Annotated in this window: 17 protein-coding genes; all 17 read left to right on the top strand. The window is 51.8% G+C overall.

Annotated elements, in window-relative coordinates; genetic code table 11:
• Nucleotides 1-18: 18 nt before the first annotated feature.
• Nucleotides 19-744, top strand: coding sequence for a 30S ribosomal protein S2 (rpsB, locus tag OGV38_RS23015; RefSeq protein ID WP_016151758.1), 726 nt, complete (start codon nucleotides 19-21; stop codon nucleotides 742-744).
• Nucleotides 745-878: 134 nt separating this feature from the next.
• Entirely contained in the window at nucleotides 879-1,730 is an 852-nt protein-coding gene (gene tsf, locus OGV38_RS23020; RefSeq protein ID WP_016151759.1) for a translation elongation factor Ts, read from the top strand.
• Nucleotides 1,731-1,875: 145 nt separating this feature from the next.
• Nucleotides 1,876-2,601: a UMP kinase gene (pyrH, locus tag OGV38_RS23025; protein ID WP_005132114.1), complete on the top strand. Its 726-nt coding sequence runs from the start codon at nucleotides 1,876-1,878 to the stop codon at nucleotides 2,599-2,601.
• A 139-nt stretch (nucleotides 2,602-2,740) separates the two neighbouring features.
• Entirely contained in the window at nucleotides 2,741-3,298 is a 558-nt protein-coding gene (gene frr / locus OGV38_RS23030; protein WP_016151760.1) for a ribosome recycling factor, read from the top strand.
• A 219-nt stretch (nucleotides 3,299-3,517) separates the two neighbouring features.
• Nucleotides 3,518-4,714 carry a 1-deoxy-D-xylulose-5-phosphate reductoisomerase gene (ispC, locus tag OGV38_RS23035; RefSeq protein WP_286475142.1) on the top strand — a complete coding sequence of 399 codons (1,197 nt, stop codon included), beginning with the start codon at nucleotides 3,518-3,520 and terminating at the stop codon, nucleotides 4,712-4,714.
• Between the two features lie 312 nt (nucleotides 4,715-5,026).
• Nucleotides 5,027-5,785, top strand: coding sequence for a (2E,6E)-farnesyl-diphosphate-specific ditrans,polycis-undecaprenyl-diphosphate synthase (gene ispU / locus OGV38_RS23040; protein WP_003018543.1), 759 nt, complete (start codon nucleotides 5,027-5,029; stop codon nucleotides 5,783-5,785).
• Nucleotides 5,786-5,797: 12 nt separating this feature from the next.
• Nucleotides 5,798-6,655, top strand: a complete 858-nt coding sequence (gene cdsA, locus OGV38_RS23045) for a phosphatidate cytidylyltransferase (protein ID WP_016151762.1) — start codon at nucleotides 5,798-5,800, stop codon at nucleotides 6,653-6,655.
• 11 nt (nucleotides 6,656-6,666) lie between these two features.
• Nucleotides 6,667-8,019 (top strand): sigma E protease regulator RseP, encoded by a 1,353-nt coding sequence (rseP, locus tag OGV38_RS23050; RefSeq protein WP_016151763.1) that lies wholly within the window; start codon nucleotides 6,667-6,669, stop codon nucleotides 8,017-8,019.
• A gap of 29 nt (nucleotides 8,020-8,048) precedes the next feature.
• Nucleotides 8,049-10,463, top strand: coding sequence for an outer membrane protein assembly factor BamA (gene bamA, locus OGV38_RS23055; RefSeq protein ID WP_286475145.1), 2,415 nt, complete (start codon nucleotides 8,049-8,051; stop codon nucleotides 10,461-10,463).
• A 122-nt stretch (nucleotides 10,464-10,585) separates the two neighbouring features.
• A complete protein-coding gene (skp, locus tag OGV38_RS23060) occupies nucleotides 10,586-11,071 on the top strand; it encodes a molecular chaperone Skp (RefSeq protein WP_016151765.1) in 486 nt (161 codons plus the stop codon).
• A gap of 3 nt (nucleotides 11,072-11,074) precedes the next feature.
• Complete coding sequence (gene lpxD, locus OGV38_RS23065) at nucleotides 11,075-12,100, top strand: UDP-3-O-(3-hydroxymyristoyl)glucosamine N-acyltransferase (protein WP_003018531.1); 1,026 nt, start codon at nucleotides 11,075-11,077, stop codon at nucleotides 12,098-12,100.
• A gap of 103 nt (nucleotides 12,101-12,203) precedes the next feature.
• Complete coding sequence (fabZ, locus tag OGV38_RS23070) at nucleotides 12,204-12,659, top strand: 3-hydroxyacyl-ACP dehydratase FabZ (protein ID WP_003018528.1); 456 nt, start codon at nucleotides 12,204-12,206, stop codon at nucleotides 12,657-12,659.
• Nucleotides 12,660-12,662: 3 nt separating this feature from the next.
• The gene (gene lpxA / locus OGV38_RS23075; protein ID WP_003018525.1) at nucleotides 12,663-13,451 is read left to right on the top strand and encodes an acyl-ACP--UDP-N-acetylglucosamine O-acyltransferase; all 789 of its coding nucleotides are present in this window, start codon (nucleotides 12,663-12,665) and stop codon (nucleotides 13,449-13,451) included.
• Nucleotides 13,451-14,599: a lipid-A-disaccharide synthase gene (gene lpxB / locus OGV38_RS23080; RefSeq protein WP_080859352.1), complete on the top strand. Its 1,149-nt coding sequence runs from the start codon at nucleotides 13,451-13,453 to the stop codon at nucleotides 14,597-14,599. Before lpxA ends, lpxB begins: the two co-directional genes overlap by 1 nt.
• On the top strand, nucleotides 14,596-15,192 hold the full coding sequence (gene rnhB, locus OGV38_RS23085) for a ribonuclease HII (protein ID WP_019078405.1): 597 nt from the start codon (nucleotides 14,596-14,598) through the stop codon (nucleotides 15,190-15,192). The genes lpxB and rnhB overlap by 4 nt, the downstream gene beginning before the upstream one ends.
• Nucleotides 15,193-15,216: 24 nt before the next feature.
• Nucleotides 15,217-18,699: a DNA polymerase III subunit alpha gene (gene dnaE, locus OGV38_RS23090; protein WP_016151769.1), complete on the top strand. Its 3,483-nt coding sequence runs from the start codon at nucleotides 15,217-15,219 to the stop codon at nucleotides 18,697-18,699.
• 12 nt (nucleotides 18,700-18,711) lie between these two features.
• Nucleotides 18,712-19,671, top strand: coding sequence for an acetyl-CoA carboxylase carboxyl transferase subunit alpha (gene accA / locus OGV38_RS23095; protein ID WP_003018513.1), 960 nt, complete (start codon nucleotides 18,712-18,714; stop codon nucleotides 19,669-19,671).
• Nucleotides 19,672-19,730 lie beyond the last annotated feature (59 nt).

Raw genomic sequence — 19,730 nt, forward strand, 5'->3', positions numbered from 1 at the left:
TATATAGAGGTTTTAATCATGGCAACTGTTTCCATGCGCGACATGCTCAAGGCTGGTGTTCACTTCGGTCACCAGACCCGTTACTGGAACCCGAAAATGAAGCCGTTCATCTTCGGTGCGCGTAACAAAGTTCACATCATCAACCTTGAGAAAACTGTACCGATGTTCAACGAAGCTCTGGCTGAACTGAACAAGATCTCTGCTCGTAAAGGTAAAATCCTTTTCGTTGGTACTAAACGCGCTGCAAGCGAAGCGGTGAAAGAAGCTGCTAACAACTGCGACCAGTTCTTCGTGAACCATCGCTGGTTGGGCGGCATGCTGACTAACTGGAAAACCGTTCGTCAGTCCATCAAACGTCTGAAAGATCTGGAAACTCAGTCTCAGGACGGTACTTTCGAAAAGCTGACCAAGAAAGAAGCGCTGATGCGTACTCGTGAGCTTGAGAAACTGGAAAACAGCCTGGGCGGTATCAAAGACATGGGCGGTCTGCCGGACGCTCTGTTCGTAATTGATGCTGACCACGAGCACATTGCTATCAAAGAAGCAAACAACCTGGGTATCCCAGTATTTGCTATCGTTGATACCAACTCTGATCCGGACGGTGTTGACTTCGTTATCCCGGGTAACGACGACGCAATCCGTGCTGTGACCCTGTACCTGGGCGCTGTAGCTACTACCGTTCGTGAAGGCCGTTCTCAGGATCTGGCTTCCCAGGCGGAAGAAAGCTTCGTAGAAGCTGAATAATAAGGCACGCTCGTTCGAGCCCCCTTATAAACCAGGTAGTATCACGTTTGGTTAGGGGCCCTTTAGGCCCCTTTTTCACTTTTAAATCTGTGCGGTTTCATGCCGGGCAGATCAAATCTTCCGAGGATTTTAGAATGGCTGAAATTACCGCATCCCTGGTAAAAGAGCTGCGTGAGCGTACTGGCGCAGGCATGATGGATTGCAAAAAAGCACTGACTGAAGCTAATGGCGACATCGAGCTGGCAATCGAAAACATGCGTAAGTCCGGCGCAATCAAAGCGGCGAAAAAAGCAGGCAACGTTGCTGCTGACGGCGTAATCAAAACCAAAATCGACGGCAACATCGCTTTCATTCTGGAAGTTAACTGCCAGACTGACTTCGTTGCTAAAGATGCTGGTTTCCAGGCATTTGCTGACAAAGTACTGGACGCTGCCGTTGCTGGCAAAATCACTGACGTTGAAGTTCTGAAAGCGCAGTTCGAAGAAGAACGCGTTGCTCTGGTTGCTAAAATCGGTGAGAACATCAACATCCGTCGCGTTGCTTCCCTGGAAGGCGAAGTTCTGGGTAACTACCAGCACGGTGCTCGTATCGGTGTTCTGGTTGCTGCAACTGGCGCTGACGAAGAGCTGGTTAAACAGCTGGCAATGCACGTTGCTGCAAGCAAACCAGAATTCGTTAAGCCGGAAGACGTTTCTGCTGAAGTGGTTGAGAAAGAATACCAGGTTCAGTTGGACATCGCGATGCAGTCTGGTAAGCCGAAAGAAATCGCAGAGAAAATGGTTGAAGGCCGCATGAAGAAATTCACCGGCGAAGTTTCTCTGACTGGTCAGCCTTTCGTTATGGATCCAAGCAAATCTGTTGGTCAGCTGCTGAAAGAGCACAACGCTGATGTAACAGGCTTCATCCGCTTTGAAGTGGGTGAAGGTATCGAGAAAGTTGAGACTGACTTTGCAGCAGAAGTTGCTGCGATGTCCAAGCAGTCTTAATTTTTAAAGGAGCCGCCTGAGGGCGGCTTCTTTTTGTGTCTGGCTTGTAAATTCAGCGAACCGCTATAGTGGTCATGCTGAAAAGCGACATACAATGTCGCCGGAATTAATTCATCTCATTCGTTGACAGTCTCAGGAAAGAAACATGGCTACCAATGCAAAACCCGTCTACAAACGTATTCTGCTTAAGTTAAGTGGCGAAGCTCTGCAAGGTTCAGAAGGCTTCGGTATTGATGCAAGCATCCTTGACCGTATGGCTCAGGAAATCAAAGAGCTGGTTGAGCTGGGTATCCAGGTTGGCGTAGTGATTGGTGGTGGTAACCTGTTCCGTGGCGCTGGTCTGGCGAAAGCAGGGATGAACCGCGTTGTGGGCGACCACATGGGCATGTTAGCCACCGTCATGAACGGTCTGGCGATGCGCGATGCGCTTCACCGCGCCTATGTGAACGCTCGCTTGATGTCCGCAATTCCTCTGAATGGCGTGTGTGATAACTACAGCTGGGCGGAAGCAATCAGCCTGCTGCGTAACAACCGCGTTGTTATTTTGTCTGCGGGTACTGGCAATCCGTTCTTCACTACCGACTCTGCGGCTTGCCTGCGTGGTATTGAAATTGAAGCGGATGTGGTACTGAAAGCCACCAAAGTCGATGGCGTATTTACTGCTGACCCGGCTAAAGATCCAACGGCGACTATGTACGAACAGTTGACCTATGCTGAAGTACTGGATAAAGAGCTGAAAGTGATGGATCTTGCGGCGTTTACACTGGCTCGTGACCACAAATTACCGATTCGTGTCTTTAACATGAACAAACCGGGTGCGCTGCGCCGTGTTGTTATGGGTGAAAAAGAAGGCACGTTAATCACGGAATAATTCCCGTTGCGGCTAAATGCAGGTAATATTCCGCTTTAATGTCGCGGGATACGTCCCTCAAAATTAATCAAGACTATACTTGTCACATCTTGCGTGGTGGGTATGGTCTGACTGAAACAAGCTTTCAAGGATTCGTAACGTGATCAACGATATCAGAAAAGATGCTGAAGTACGCATGGACAAATGCGTCGAAGCGTTCAAAAACCAAATCAGCAAAATTCGCACGGGTCGTGCTTCTCCTAGCCTGCTGGATGGTATTGTCGTGGAATATTACGGCACACCGACCCCGCTGCGCCAGCTGGCAAGCGTAACGGTTGAAGATTCCCGTACCCTGAAAATCAACGTGTTTGACCGTTCTATGGGGCCAGCCGTTGAGAAAGCAATTATGGCTTCCGACCTCGGTCTGAATCCAAGTTCTGCGGGTTCCGACATCCGCGTTCCGCTGCCGCCGCTGACTGAAGAACGTCGTAAAGATCTGACCAAGATCGTGCGTGGCGAAGCTGAAGGCGCGCGCGTTGCCGTACGTAACGTACGCCGCGATGCCAACGACAAAGTGAAAGCGTTGTTGAAAGAAAAAGAGATCAGCGAAGATGACGATCGCCGTTCTCAGGACGACGTACAGAAACTGACTGACGCAGCTATCAAGAAAGTTGATGCGGCGCTGGCAGAGAAAGAAACGGAACTGATGCAGTTCTGATTCGCCTGTACGCTAAAAACGCCGCTTAGAAGGCCTGAGAAGGCTGGATGGCGGCGTTTTGCTTTTTTCTGTCTATATACTCTAAATAATTCGAGTTGCAGGAAGGCGGCGACGCAGGGCATCCCCGGGAACGTACATCCGTGCGTGACAGGGGTGTACGAGGAGAGCCAACGTACATGCAACTTGAAGTATGACGAGTAAAATTCTTCTGGATGTCTGATGAAGCAATTAACCATCCTGGGATCAACCGGTTCCATTGGTTGCAGTACGCTGGATGTAGTACGCCATAACCCGGAAAAATTTCGTGTTGCTGCGTTGGTGGCGGGTAAAAATGTCGTCCGTATGGTTGAGCAATGTCTGGAATTTTCTCCTCGCTATGCGGTAATGGACGATGAAAAAAGCGCTGCGTTGGTAAAAGCAGCTCTGCTGGAGCAGGGCAGTTGTACTGAGGTTATGAGCGGGCAGCAGGCTGCCTGTGATATGGCTGCGCTGGATGATGTTGATCAGGTTATGGCGGCGATTGTCGGCGCGGCGGGCTTGCTACCGACGCTGGCGGCAATCCGCGCGGGCAAAAGCATTTTGCTGGCGAATAAAGAGTCACTGGTGACCTGCGGGCGTCTGTTTATGGACGACGTGCAACGCCACAAAGCACAGCTTTTGCCGGTAGATAGCGAACATAACGCGATTTTTCAGAGTTTACCGCAACCTATCCAACACAATCTGGGATACGCTGACCTTGAGCAAAATGGCGTCATATCAGTTTTGCTTACCGGGTCTGGTGGCCCTTTCCGTGAAACGCCATTGCGCGATCTGGTTTCTATGACCCCCGATCAAGCATGTCGTCATCCGAATTGGTCGATGGGACGAAAAATCTCTGTCGATTCAGCCACCATGATGAATAAAGGTCTGGAATACATTGAAGCGCGTTGGTTATTTAATGCCAATGCAAGCCAGATGGAAGTGCTGATTCACCCGCAGTCGGTTATTCATTCGATGGTGCGTTATCAGGATGGTAGCGTTCTGGCGCAGTTGGGGGAACCTGATATGCGTACACCTATTGCTCATACGATGGCATGGCCAGAACGAGTGACGTCCGGCGTTAAGCCTGTCGACTTTTGCAAGCTCAGCGCGTTGACGTTTTCCGCACCTGATTACCAGCGTTATCCATGCCTGAAACTGGCGATGGACGCGTTTGAGCAAGGGCAGGCGGCGACGACCGCTTTGAACGCAGCGAATGAAATTACCGTTGCCGCATTTCTGGCGCAGCAGATCCGATTTACCGATATTGCTGACCTGAATTTATCCGTGCTGGATAAGATGGATTTGCAGGAGCCACAGAGCGTTGATGACGTGCTGAAGGTTGATGCTATCGCGCGGGAAGTCGCCAGAAAAGAAGTGATGCGACGCTCAAGCTGATGATAATCCCTCCTCGGAGAATCGCGCTATTTGTTAGTGTTGGGCTTCAGTGATATAGTCTGCGCCACTCGATCGCGGGTATTTGTTTTTTTTCGGTCGGGTAAGCCGTGGTTTGACACGGCTTTTTTGTGGATGCACAAAATCATTCAGGTTGCATCAAGGTGGCAAGTGGATGAGTCCCCTGGAGCATACAAAGAGTATGTGACTGGGGCGAAAATCACAGCCGACGAAGGAGCAGCTTGAAGGATGAAGCGCAAAAGGCTTCAGTATTCCTGAGTACCGTATAATCCTTTCAGGGACTAAAAACGCGTTATGTTGTCTGCAACTAAACCATTAAGCGAAAATTTGCCAGCACATGGTTGTCGCCATGTAGCAATTATCATGGATGGCAATGGCCGCTGGGCGAAAAAGCAAGGGAAGATTCGCGCCTTTGGACATAAGGCCGGAGCAAAGTCCGTCCGCCGGGCTGTCTCTTTTGCTGCCAATAACGGTATTGATGCGTTAACGCTGTATGCCTTTAGCAGTGAGAACTGGAACCGACCTGCGCAGGAAGTGAGCGCGTTAATGGAGCTGTTTGTGTGGGCGCTTGATAGCGAAGTGAAAAACCTGCACCGCCATAACGTACGTCTGCGTATTATCGGGGATATCAGTCGATTTAACTCACGTTTGCAAGAACGGATTCGCAAATCAGAAGCGATTACCGCCCAGAATACCGGGTTGACGCTAAATATTGCAGCGAATTACGGTGGACGGTGGGATATAGTCCAGGGAGTCAGACAACTGGCACAACAGGTGCAGGATGGTCTGCTGCGTCCAGAGCAAATCGATGAAGAGATGCTGGGGCAGCAAATTTGTATGCATGAACTGGCTCCTGTGGATTTAGTGATAAGGACTGGGGGAGAGCATCGAATTAGTAATTTTCTGTTGTGGCAAATTGCCTATGCCGAACTTTACTTTACGGATGTTCTCTGGCCCGATTTCGATGAACAAGACTTTGAAGGTGCGCTGCATGCCTTTGCTAATCGTGAGCGTCGTTTCGGCGGCACCGAGCCCGGTGATGAAAAAGCCTGATGGGGGTCGCTTTTGCTGAAGTATCGCCTGATTTCTGCTTTTGTTTTAATACCCGTTGTCATCGCGGCGCTGTTTTTGCTGCCGCCGGTGGGGTTCGCCATTGTTACGCTGGCCGTCTGTATGCTGGCCGCCTGGGAATGGGGACAGTTAAGCGGTTTTACCACGCGTACGCAGCGAGTCTGGCTGGCTGTTTTGTGCGGGCTATTGCTGGCACTGATGCTATTTTTGTTGCCGGAATACCATCGCAATATTCATCAGCCGCTGGTTGAAGTATCGCTGTGGGCGTCGCTGGGCTGGTGGGTCGTGGCGCTGTTACTGGTGCTGTTTTATCCCGGCTCTGCGTCGGTCTGGCGTAATTCCAAAACATTACGCATAATTTTCGGCGTGTTAACCATAGTCCCTTTCTTTTGGGGAATGCTGGCGCTACGTGCATGGCACTATGATGAGAATCATTATAGTGGCGCGCTATGGCTGCTGTATGTCATGATCCTCGTCTGGGGAGCGGACTCGGGTGCCTATATGTTTGGTAAGCTGTTTGGCAAACATAAGCTGGCGCCGAAGGTTTCTCCTGGTAAAACCTGGCAGGGTTTTATTGGCGGACTCGCCACTGCGGCCGTGATCTCATGGGGTTATGGCATGTGGGCGAATCTTGAGGTTGCGCCTGTCACCTTGCTTATTTGCTCCATCGTTGCAGCCCTGGCCTCCGTGCTGGGTGATCTGACCGAGAGTATGTTTAAGCGTGAAGCAGGTATTAAGGACAGTGGTCACTTAATACCAGGACATGGCGGTATTTTGGATCGTATTGATAGCCTGACGGCTGCGGTACCGGTCTTTGCCTGCCTGTTGTTACTGGTATTCAGGACGCTCTAACGGATGGTCTTATGCTGAGTATTCTCTGGAATCTGGCTGCATTCATCGTTGCACTTGGTGTGCTTATCACCGTGCATGAATTTGGTCATTTCTGGGTTGCACGGCGCTGCGGAGTCCGCGTCGAACGCTTTTCCATTGGCTTTGGAAAAGCGCTTTGGCGGCGTACCGATAAATCAGGTACGGAATACGTCATCGCCCTGATTCCCCTCGGCGGTTACGTCAAAATGCTGGATGAGCGCGCTGAACCGGTCGCACCGGAGCTGCGCCATTACGCTTTCAACAATAAAACGGTTGGACAACGCGCAGCCATCATCGCCGCAGGTCCGATTGCCAACTTCCTTTTTGCTATTTTCGCGTATTGGCTGGTGTTTATCATCGGTGTCCCTGGAGTTCGTCCGGTTGTTGGTGAAATAACACCCAACTCGATTGCCGCACAGGCGCAAATTCAGCCGGGTACGGAACTAAAAGCGGTTGATGGTATCGAAACCCCTGATTGGGATGCCGTGCGATTACAACTGGTATCCAAAATTGGCGATGAACATACGACTCTCAGCGTGGCGCAGTTTGGCAGCAACCAGCGGCAGGACAAAACGCTGGATTTACGCCATTGGGCATTTGAGCCAGACAAAGAGGATCCTGTTTCCAGTTTAGGGATTCGCCCACGCGGTCCGCAGATTGAATCGGTGCTGTCAGAAGTGCAGGTAAACTCCGCTGCAAGTAAGGCGGGTTTGCAAGCTGGCGACAGGATCGTTAAAGTCAATGGTCAGCCGCTGACGCAATGGATGACGTTCGTGACGCTGGTGCGCGATAATCCGGATAAGCCGTTAGCGCTAGATATTGAAAGACAAGGAAGTTCCTTGTCTTTAACGTTAACCCCAGATTCAAAACAGGTTAACGGGAAGGCTGAGGGTTTTGCGGGCGTGGTGCCTAAAGTTATTCCTCTGCCTGATGAGTATAAGACTGTACGCCAGTATGGGCCATTCAGCGCCATCCTCGAAGCCTCGGATAAAACGTGGCAGTTGATGAAGCTGACGGTCAGTATGCTGGGAAAATTGATTACCGGTGATGTAAAACTGAACAACCTCAGTGGGCCGATTTCTATCGCCCAGGGGGCTGGGATGTCAGCGGAATTCGGGGTTATTTATTACCTGATGTTCCTTGCGCTTATCAGCGTGAACTTAGGGATAATCAACCTGTTTCCGTTGCCCGTTCTTGACGGGGGGCATCTGCTGTTCCTGGCGATTGAAAAGCTGAAGGGCGGTCCGGTATCCGAGCGGGTTCAAGACTTTAGTTATCGCATTGGCTCTATCTTGCTGGTGTTGTTAATGGGGCTTGCACTTTTCAATGATTTCTCTCGGTTGTAAGAGAGTGTTAGGAAGAACGCATAATAACGATGGCGATGAAAAAGTTGCTCATAGCGTCGCTGCTGTTTAGCAGCGCCACCGTATACGGTGCTGAAGGGTTCGTAGTGAAGGACATTCATTTCGAAGGCCTACAGCGAGTCGCCGTTGGTGCGGCTCTCCTCAGTATGCCGGTGCGCACAGGCGACACGGTTAATGATGAAGACATCAGTAATACCATTCGTGCTCTGTTCGCCACCGGTAACTTTGAGGATGTCCGCGTCCTGCGCGATGGTGATACCCTTCTGGTTCAGGTAAAAGAACGTCCGACGATTGCCAGCATTACTTTCTCCGGTAACAAATCGGTGAAAGATGACATGCTCAAGCAAAACCTCGAGGCTTCTGGTGTGCGTGTTGGCGAGTCTCTGGATCGCACCACGCTAGCCGATATCGAAAAAGGGCTGGAAGATTTCTACTATAGCGTCGGTAAGTACAGCGCCAGTGTGAAAGCGGTGGTAACGCCGTTGCCGCGTAACCGCGTTGACCTCAAGCTGGTCTTCCAGGAAGGCGTTTCGGCGAAGATCCAACAGATCAATATCGTCGGCAACCATGCTTTCTCGACCGACGAACTGATCTCTCACTTCCAACTGCGTGATGAAGTGCCGTGGTGGAACGTGGTGGGCGATCGTAAATACCAGAAACAGAAACTGGCAGGCGATCTTGAAACCTTGCGCAGTTACTATCTGGATCGCGGTTATGCTCGCTTCAATATCGATTCCACCCAGGTTAGCCTGACGCCGGATAAAAAAGGTATCTACATTACCGTTAACATCACTGAAGGCGATCAATACAAGCTTTCAGGGGTACAGGTGAGCGGTAACCTGGCTGGGCACTCCGCCGAAATTGAGACCCTGACCAAAATCGAGCCAGGCGAACTCTATAACGGCACCAAAGTGACCAAAATGGAAGATGATATCAAGAAGCTTCTGGGTCGCTATGGCTATGCCTATCCGCGCGTACAGTCGCAACCTGAAATCAACGACGCCGACAAAACTGTTAAATTACGCGTAAACGTAGATGCAGGTAACCGTTTCTACGTGCGTAAGATTCGTTTTGAAGGTAACGACACCTCTAAAGATTCCGTTCTGCGTCGCGAAATGCGCCAGATGGAAGGTGCCTGGTTGGGTAGCGATCTGGTCGATCAGGGTAAAGAGCGTCTGAACCGTCTGGGTTACTTTGAAACTGTCGATACCGATACTCAGCGTGTACCGGGTAGCCCGGATCAGGTTGATGTGGTCTATAAGGTTAAAGAGCGTAACACCGGTAGCTTTAACTTCGGCGTTGGTTACGGTACTGAAAGCGGCGTGAGCTTCCAGGCTGGCGTTCAGCAAGATAACTGGTTAGGTACCGGTTATTCAGTCGGCATCAACGGCACCAAAAACGACTATCAGACCTATACTGAGTTGTCTGTCACCAACCCATATTTCACCGTTGATGGGGTGAGCCTTGGTGGTCGCGTTTTCTACAATGACTTTAAAGCGGATGATGCAGACCTGTCCGACTATACCAACAAAAGTTATGGTACTGACGCAACGCTCGGCTTCCCGATCAACGAATACAACACCTTGCGTGCGGGTGTGGGTTATGTGCATAACTCCTTGTCTAACATGGATCCACAGGTTGCAATGCAACGTTATCTGGTTTCAATGGGTAAGGATCCTGACGCTGATAGCTTTAAATCAGACGATTTCACCTTCAACTATGGGTGGACATATAACAAGCTGGACCGTGGGTACCTCCCAACGGAAGGTACGCGTGTCAACCTGAACGGTAAAGTAACCATTCCGGGTTCTGACAACGAATACTACAAAGCGACGTTGGATACCGCGACCTATGTGCCGATCGATGACGATCACAAATGGGTTGTTCTGGGTCGCACGAAGTGGGGCTATGGTGACGGCATCGGCAGCAAAGAGATGCCGTTCTACGAGAACTTCTATGCGGGTGGTTCCAGCACCGTGCGTGGTTTCCAGTCCAACACCATCGGTCCAAAGGCTGTCTATTTACCGGCTAATCGTTATAACAACGATAGCGATTACGATAACGAATGTGACGCCACCAATACTTCACCGTGTAAATCGGATGATGCGGTGGGCGGTAACGCCATGGCTGTCGCCAGCCTGGAATTTATTACCCCGACGCCGTTTATCAGCGACAAGTATGCCAACTCGGTCCGTACCTCGTTCTTCTGGGATATGGGTACCGTTTGGGATACGAACTGGGATTCAGCTAAGTACTCTGGTTATCCGGACTACAGCGATCCGAACAATATCCGTATGTCAGCGGGTATCGCTTTACAATGGATGTCCCCATTGGGGCCGTTGGTTTTCTCCTACGCCCAGCCGTTCAAGAAGTACGATGGAGACAAAGCGGAACAGTTCCAGTTTAACATTGGTAAAACCTGGTAATTGTTCTTCGCAAAGGAATGTAGTGGTAGTGTAGCGATGACTTTAGGCGATCTTGCATGGGATCGCCTGGCCACGCAAAGAACTGTACCTTCGGGTGCAAATGGGATGGTAAGGAGTTAATTGTGAAAAAGTGGTTATTAGCTGCAGGTCTCGGTTTAGCGATGGCAACGTCCGCACAGGCTGCTGACAAAATTGCAATCGTCAACATGGGTAGCTTGTTCCAACAGGTTGCACAGAAGACGGGCGTTTCTGCTACGCTGGAAAACGAGTTCAAAGGCCGTGCCAGCGAACTGCAGCGTATGGAATCTGATCTGCAATCTAAAATGCAGCGTCTGCAATCCATGAAAGCGGGTAGCGATCGTACCAAGCTGGAAAAAGACGTCATGGCTCAGCGTCAGACTTTCTCTCAGAAAGCTCAGGCTTTTGAGCAGGATCGTGCGCGTCGTTCCAACGAAGAACGTGGCAAACTGGTTACTCGTATCCAGACAGCTGTGAAATCTGTTGCTAACAGTCAGAGCATCGATCTGGTTGTTGACGCAAACACCGTTGCATACAACAGCAGCGATGTAAAAGACATCACCGCTGACGTACTGAAACAGGTTAAATAAGTAATGCCTTCAATTCGACTGGCTGATTTAGCAGAGCAGTTGGATGCAGAATTACACGGTGATGGCGATATCGTCATCACCGGCGTAGCGTCCATGCAATCTGCGCAAACTGGCAATATCACGTTCATGGTGAATCCTAAGTACCGTGAACACTTAGGCGTATGCCAGGCCTCTGCCGTTGTGATGACGCAGGACGATCTTCCTTTTGCTAAGAGTGCTGCGCTGGTAGTGAAGAATCCCTACCTGACCTATGCACGTATGGCGCAAATCTTAGATACCACGCCGCAGCCCGCACAAAACATTGCACCGAGTGCAGTGATCGATGCGACGGCGAAGCTGGGTAATAATGTTTCTGTGGGCGCAAATGCGGTCATTGAGTCTGGCGTAGAACTGGGCGATAACGTCGTTATCGGCGCAGGCTGCTTCGTCGGAAAAAATACTAAAATCGGCGCAGGTTCACGCTTGTGGGCGAATGTGACGATTTACCACGACATTCAGATCGGTGAGAATTGCCTGATCCAGTCCAGCACTGTCGTCGGATCTGATGGATTTGGTTACGCGAACGATCGCGGTAACTGGGTGAAGATCCCGCAGCTTGGTCGCGTGATTATCGGCGATCGCGTCGAGATCGGCGCTTGTACCACCATTGACCGTGGTGCGCTGGACGATACTGTGATCGGTAATGGTGTTATCATTGATAACCAGTGCCAGATTGCGCATAACGTTGTGATTGGCGACAATACGGCGGTAGCCGGTGGCGTCATTATGGCGGGTAGCCTGAAGATTGGCCGTTACTGCATGATTGGCGGCGCCAGCGTGATCAATGGGCATATGGAAATATGCGATAAAGTCACGGTTACTGGCATGGGTATGGTGATGCGTCCTATCACCGAACCTGGCGTCTATTCCTCAGGCATTCCGCTACAGCCCAATAAGGTATGGCGTAAAACAGCTGCACTGGTGATGAATATTGATGATATGAGCAAGCGTCTCAAAGCGATTGAGCGCAAGGTTAATCAACAAGACTAAAGCACCGTTTTTGCATGTCTGACTTTTCGGCCTGTCCCATTCATACGATTGCGACAGGCCGTGTTATTATTGCCTTTTAGTATATTTTGACAGGAAGAGTATTTTGACTACTAACACTCATACTCTGCATATTGAAGAGATTTTAGAACTTCTGCCGCACCGTTTTCCGTTTCTGCTGGTTGACCGCGTGCTGGATTTTGAAGAAGGTCGCTTTCTGCGCGCAGTGAAAAATGTATCTGTTAACGAGCCTTTCTTCCAGGGCCACTTCCCGGGTAAACCTATTTTCCCTGGCGTACTGATTCTGGAAGCAATGGCGCAGGCCACTGGTATCCTCGCGTTTAAAAGCGTAGGGAAACTGGAACCAGGTGAACTGTACTATTTTGCGGGTATTGACGAAGCGCGCTTTAAGCGTCCTGTCGTGCCAGGCGATCAGATGATCATGGAAGTGACTTTCGAGAAAACGCGCCGCGGCCTGACCCGTTTTAAAGGGGTTGCGCTGGTCGACGGTAAAGTTGTGTGCGAAGCAACGATGATGTGTGCCCGTAGCCGGGAGGCCTGATACGTGATTGATAAATCCGCCTTTATTCACCCAACTGCCATTGTGGAAGAAGGCGCCAGCATTGGCGCTAACGCTCACATTGGCCCATTTTGTATTGTTGGACCCCATGTTGAAATTGGTGAGGGTACCGTACTGAAGTCTCACGTTGTCGTGAATGGCCATACAAAAATTGGTCGCGATAACGAAATCTATCAGTTTGCCTCCATCGGTGAAGTTAACCAGGATCTGAAATATGCTGGCGAACCGACCCGCGTGGAAATTGGCGATCGCAACCGCATCCGCGAAAGCGTCACCATTCATCGTGGCACAGTGCAGGGCGGTGGAGTGACGAAGGTGGGCAGCGATAACTTACTGATGATTAATGCGCACGTCGCGCATGATTGTACGGTAGGCAACCGCTGTATTCTGGCGAATAACGCCACGCTTGCCGGGCATGTATCGCTGGATGATTTTGTTATCATCGGCGGCATGACTGCGGTGCATCAGTTCTGCATCATCGGCGCGCATGTGATGGTTGGCGGCTGTTCTGGCGTTGCTCAGGACGTGCCTCCATACGTTATCGCCCAGGGCAACCACGCAACGCCATTTGGCGTCAATATCGAAGGTCTGAAGCGTCGTGGGTTCACCCGCGAAGCGATTACCGCGATTCGTAATGCCTACAAAGCGTTGTACCGTAGTGGTAAAACGCTGGAAGAAGTGAAACCGGAAATCGCGGAACTGGCGAAACAATACCCTGAAGTTCAGGCTTTCAGCGACTTCTTTGAGCGCTCAACGCGTGGTCTGATTCGTTAATGACTGAGCAGCGTCCTTTAACGATTGCCCTCGTCGCCGGAGAAACCTCCGGCGATATTCTTGGTGCAGGGTTAATCCGTGCACTCAAGGCTCGCGTTCCCAATGCGCGTTTTGTTGGCGTGGCGGGTCCGCTGATGCAGGCCGAAGGCTGTGAAGCCTGGTACGAAATGGAAGAGCTGGCGGTAATGGGCATTGTTGAAGTGCTCGGACGCCTGCGCCGTTTACTGCAAATACGCGCCGATCTCACTCGCCGATTTACCGACTTAAAGCCGGATGTTTTCGTCGGTATTGATGCGCCTGATTTCAATATTACCCTCGAAGGGAATTTGAAAAAGCAGGGCATTAAAACCATTCATTACGTCAGCCCCTCTGTGTGGGCCTGGCGACAGAAACGCGTTTTCAAAATAGGCAGATCCACCAATATGGTGCTGGCCTTTCTGCCTTTCGAAAAAGCGTTTTATGACAAATTTAACGTCCCGTGCCGCTTTATCGGTCATACCATGGCAGATGCCATGCCGTTGGACCCGGATAAAAACGCGGCTCGCGATGTTCTGGGTATTCCCCATGACGCTCACTGCCTGGCGCTATTGCCAGGAAGCCGTGGCGCAGAAGTGGAGATGCTCAGCGCCGATTTTCTGAAAACGGCGCAGTTGTTACGCCAGCATTATCCAGATCTCGAAGTGGTAGTGCCGTTGGTGAATGCCAAACGTCGCGAGCAGTTTGAGCGCATTAAAGCTGAAGTTGCGCCGGAGCTTTCCGTACATCTGCTTAATGGGATGGGACGTGAAGCGATGGTTGCCAGCGATGCTGCACTGCTGGCTTCCGGCACCGCTGCGCTGGAATGTATGCTGGCAAAATGCCCGATGGTGGTTGGCTATCGTATGAAACCTTTCACCTTTTGGCTGGCGAAGCGTCTGGTGAAGACCGATTACGTTTCGCTACCTAACCTGCTGGCGGGAAGAGAACTGGTTAAAGAGCTGTTGCAGGAAGAGTGCGAACCGCAGGCGCTGTCGCAAGCGCTGTTGCCGTTGCTGGCGAATGGCAAAACCAGCCATGCAATGCACGACACATTCCGTGAACTGCATCAGCAGATCCGTTGCAACGCTGATGAGCAGGCGGCGGATGCGGTCCTGGAGTTAGCGCAATGATTGAATTTGTATATCCGCATACGCATTTAGTGGCGGGTGTAGATGAAGTTGGACGTGGTCCTTTAGTCGGCGCGGTCGTCACTGCCGCCGTCATTCTGGATCCGGCTCGCCCTATTATCGGTCTTAACGACTCAAAAAAACTGTCGGAAAAACGTCGCCTGGCGCTATTCGATGAGATTAAAGAAAAAGCGTTAAGCTGGAGCCTGGGGCGTGCGGAACCACATGAAATCGACGAGTTGAATATTTTACATGCCACTATGCTGGCCATGCAGCGTGCGGTTGCGGGTCTGCATATAGCGCCGGAATACGTACTGATCGACGGCAATCGTTGCCCGGCATTACCGGTGCCATCGCTGGCGGTGGTAAAAGGTGATAGCCGTGTGGCGGAGATTAGCGCGGCGTCGATACTGGCAAAAGTCACTCGTGATGCTGAAATGGCGGCCCTGGATACGGTGTTCCCGCAGTATGGCTTTGCACAGCACAAAGGCTATCCAACCGCTTTTCATCTGGAAAAGTTGGCAATGCATGGCGCAACAGAGCACCATCGCCGTAGTTTTGGCCCCGTCAAACGCGCACTGGGACTCACGTCCTGATTCTTGTGTCGAAGGAATCTGAAGATGTCTGAACCTCGTTTCGTCCACCTGCGGGTGCACAGCGACTACTCCATGATCGATGGGCTGGCGAAAACCGGGCCGCTAGTGAAAAAGGCGGCCGCGTTAGGCATGCCTGCGCTGGCGATCACCGATTTTACCAACCTGTGTGGTCTGGTGAAGTTTTACGGAGCGGGTCACGGTGCGGGTATCAAGCCGATAGTTGGCGCAGATTTTCATGTCCGTAGCGAACTGCTGGGCGATGAACTCACGCAGCTCACCGTGCTGGCCGCAAACAATACCGGCTATCAGAACCTGACGTTGTTGATATCGAAAGCCTATCAGCGTGGTTATGGCGCAGAAGGGCCGGTCATCGACCGGGATTGGTTGGCCGAGTTAAAAGAAGGTTTGATTTTGCTCTCCGGCGGCCGCATGGGCGACGTCGGGCGCAGCCTGCTGCGCGGTAATAGCGCACTGGTTGATGAGTGCGTAGCGTTTTACGAAGAACATTTTCCAAATTGTTATTTCCTCGAGCTTATCCGCACCGGCAGGCAAGATGAAGAAAATTATCTGCATGCAGCGGTAGAACTGGCGGAAAGGCGTGGTCTTCCGGTGGTGGCGACCAACGATGTTCGTTTCCTTGAAACCGGTGATTTTGACGCGCATGAAATCCGCGTGGCAATCCATGACGGGTTCACCCTTGACGACCCGAAACGCCCGCGAAATTATTCGCCGCAGCAGTACATGCGTAGCGAAGATGAGATGTGCGAGCTGTTTTCCGATATTCCGGAAGCGCTGCAAAACACCGTTGAGATAGCTAAGCGCTGTAACGTGACGGTACGTCTGGGTGAGTATTTCCTGCCACAGTTCCCGACCGGTGATATGACCACCGAGGATTTCCTCGTGGCGAAATCGCGCGAAGGTCTGGAAGAGCGTCTGGCGTTTTTGTTCCCGGACCCTGAAGTTCGCGCCCAGAAGCGCCCGCCTTATGACGAACGTCTGGAAGTTGAACTGAAAGTTATCAACCAGATGGGATTTCCTGGCTACTTCCTGATCGTTATGGAATTTATCCAGTGGTCGAAAGATAACGGCGTACCGGTAGGTCCAGGACGCGGTTCCGGTGCGGGCTCGCTTGTCGCCTATGCGCTGAAAATTACCGACCTGGATCCGCTGGAATTTGACCTGCTGTTCGAACGTTTCCTGAACCCGGAACGTGTCTCAATGCCCGACTTCGACGTTGACTTCTGTATGGAGAAACGCGACCGGGTAATTGAACACGTGGCGGAAATGTACGGTCGTGATGCGGTTTCGCAGATTATTACCTTCGGCACGATGGCGGCCAAAGCGGTTATCCGCGACGTGGGGCGCGTGCTGGGACACCCGTACGGCTTCGTGGACCGTATTTCGAAACTGGTGCCGCCCGATCCGGGCATGACGCTGGCAAAAGCCTTTGAAGCCGAACCCCAACTGCCGGAAATCTATGAGGCAGATGAAGAGGTTAAAGCGCTGATCGATATGGCGCGTAAGCTGGAAGGTGTCACGCGTAACGCCGGTAAACACGCCGGTGGTGTAGTTATCGCGCCGACCAAAATTACCGATTTTGCGCCGCTGTACTGCGATGAACAGGGGCTGCACCCGGTTACTCAGTTTGATAAGAACGACGTGGAATATGCCGGCCTTGTGAAGTTCGACTTCCTCGGCCTGCGTACGCTCACCATCATCAACTGGGCGCTGGAAATGATTAACGCGCGCCGTGAAAAGAACGGCGAGCCGCCGCTGGATATCGCCGCTATCCCGCTGGATGACAAGAAAAGCTTCGACATGCTGCAACGCTCGGAGACCACGGCGGTCTTCCAGCTTGAATCCCGCGGCATGAAAGATCTTATCAAACGTCTGCAGCCTGACTGCTTCGAAGATATGATCGCCCTGGTGGCCCTGTTCCGTCCAGGTCCGCTACAGTCGGGGATGGTAGATAACTTTATCGACCGTAAGCATGGTCGCGAAGAGATTTCCTACCCGGACGTACAATGGCAGCATGAGTGTCTGAAACCGGTACTGGAGCCGACCTACGGCATTATCCTGTATCAGGAACAGGTTATGCAGATTGCCCAGGAGCTGTCCGGATATACCCTTGGCGGTGCGGACATGTTGCGTCGTGCGATGGGTAAGAAAAAGCCGGAAGAGATGGCTAAGCAGCGCGGCACCTTTGAAGAAGGGGCGAAAAAGCGCGGCGTCGACGGCGAACTGGCGATGAAAATCTTTGACCTGGTGGAGAAATTCGCCGGTTACGGATTTAACAAATCGCACTCCGCTGCCTATGCGCTGGTCTCTTACCAGACGCTATGGCTGAAGGCACATTACCCCGCCGAGTTTATGGCGGCGGTAATGACCGCCGATATGGATAACACCGAGAAAGTGGTCGGGCTGGTGGATGAATGCTGGCGTATGGGGCTCAAAATCCTGCCGCCGGATATCAACTCCGGGCTTTATCATTTTCACGTGAATGATGATGGCGAAATTGTCTATGGCATCGGCGCGATAAAAGGCGTGGGTGAAGGGCCAATTGAAGCTATTATTGAGGCGCGCAACGAAGGCGGTTACTTCCGCGAGCTGTTTGATCTCTGTGCGCGCACGGACATCAAAAAACTCAACCGCCGGGTGCTGGAAAAGTTAATCATGTCCGGGGCGTTTGACCGCCTTGGCCCGCATCGTGCGGCGCTGATGAATTCGCTCAACGATGCGCTAAAAGCCGCCGATCAGCATGCGAAAGCCGAGGCAACGGGTCAGGCGGACATGTTTGGCGTGCTGGCTGAAGAGCCGGAACAAATTGAACAGTCTTATGCTAACTGTACACCGTGGCCGGAGCAGGTGGTATTAGAAGGGGAACGTGAAACGTTAGGGCTTTACCTGACGGGACACCCCATCAACCAGTATTTAAAAGAAATTGAGCGCTATGTTGGAGGCCACAGGCTGAAAGACATGCATCCGACAGAACGTGGTAAAGTCACCACGGCTGCGGGGCTCGTCATTGCTGCGCGGGTAATGGTCACCAAGCGCGGCAATCGTATCGGCATCTGTACCCTGGATGACCGTTCCGGGCGTCTGGAAGTTATGTTGTTTACCGATGCTCTGGATAAATACCAGCAATTGCTGGAAAAAGACCGCATACTTATCGTCAGCGGACAGGTCAGCTTTGATGACTTCAGCGGCGGGCTTAAAATGATGGCCCGTGAAGTCATGGATATTGACGAAGCCCGGGAAAAATATGCTCGCGGGCTTGCTATCTCGCTGACGGACAGGCAAATTGATGACCAGCTTTTAAACCGACTCCGTCAGTCTCTGGAACCCCACCGCTCGGGGACAATTCCAGTACATCTCTACTATCAGAGGGCGGATGCACGTGCGCGATTGCGTTTTGGCGCAACGTGGCGTGTCTCTCCGAGCGATCGTTTGCTAAACGATCTCCGTGGCCTTATTGGTTCGGAGCAGGTGGAACTGGAGTTTGACTAATACAGGAATACTATGAGTCTGAATTTCCTTGATTTTGAACAGCCGATTGCAGAGCTGGAAGCAAAAATCGATTCTCTGACTGCGGTTAGCCGTCAGGATGAGAAACTGGATATTAACATCGATGAAGAAGTGCATCGTCTGCGTGAAAAAAGCGTAGAGCTGACGCGTAAAATCTTCGCCGATCTTGGCGCATGGCAGGTAGCCCAGTTGGCGCGCCATCCACAGCGTCCGTACACCCTGGATTATGTCCGCCTGGCATTTGATGAATTTGATGAGCTGGCGGGCGATCGTGCCTATGCGGATGATAAAGCTATTGTCGGCGGCATCGCGCGTCTGGATGGTCGTCCGGTGATGATCATTGGTCATCAGAAAGGCCGTGAGACCAAAGAAAAAATTCGTCGTAATTTCGGCATGCCGGCACCGGAAGGCTATCGCAAAGCGCTGCGTCTGATGGAAATGGCCGAGCGTTTCAATATGCCGATCATTACCTTCATCGACACCCCAGGGGCTTATCCGGGCGTGGGCGCGGAAGAACGTGGTCAGTCTGAAGCGATTGCGCGCAACCTGCGTGAAATGTCGCGTCTGAGCGTACCGGTAATCTGCACCGTTATTGGTGAAGGTGGTTCCGGCGGCGCGCTGGCGATCGGCGTAGGCGATAAAGTGAATATGCTGCAATACAGCACCTATTCCGTTATCTCCCCGGAAGGTTGTGCCTCCATTCTGTGGAAAAGCGCCGACAAAGCGCCGCTGGCCGCAGAAGCGATGGGGATTATCGCGCCGCGTCTGAAAGAGCTGAAGCTTATCGACTCTATCATCCCGGAACCGCTGGGCGGCGCGCACCGCAACCCGGAAGTGATGGCTGCGTCCCTGAAAGCACAGTTGCTGGCCGATCTCGCCGACCTCGACGTGTTAAGCAAAGATGATTTGAAAAACCGTCGTTACCAGCGTCTGATGAGCTACGGTTACGCGTAAACTGCATTAATTCTGAAAAGGGCCACAACGCTGTGGCCCTTTTTTTTACCTGTGGTTTC

The sequence above is a fragment of the Citrobacter sp. Cb080 genome, from assembly GCF_030334745.1.
GTDB lineage: Bacteria > Pseudomonadota > Gammaproteobacteria > Enterobacterales > Enterobacteriaceae > Citrobacter > Citrobacter braakii.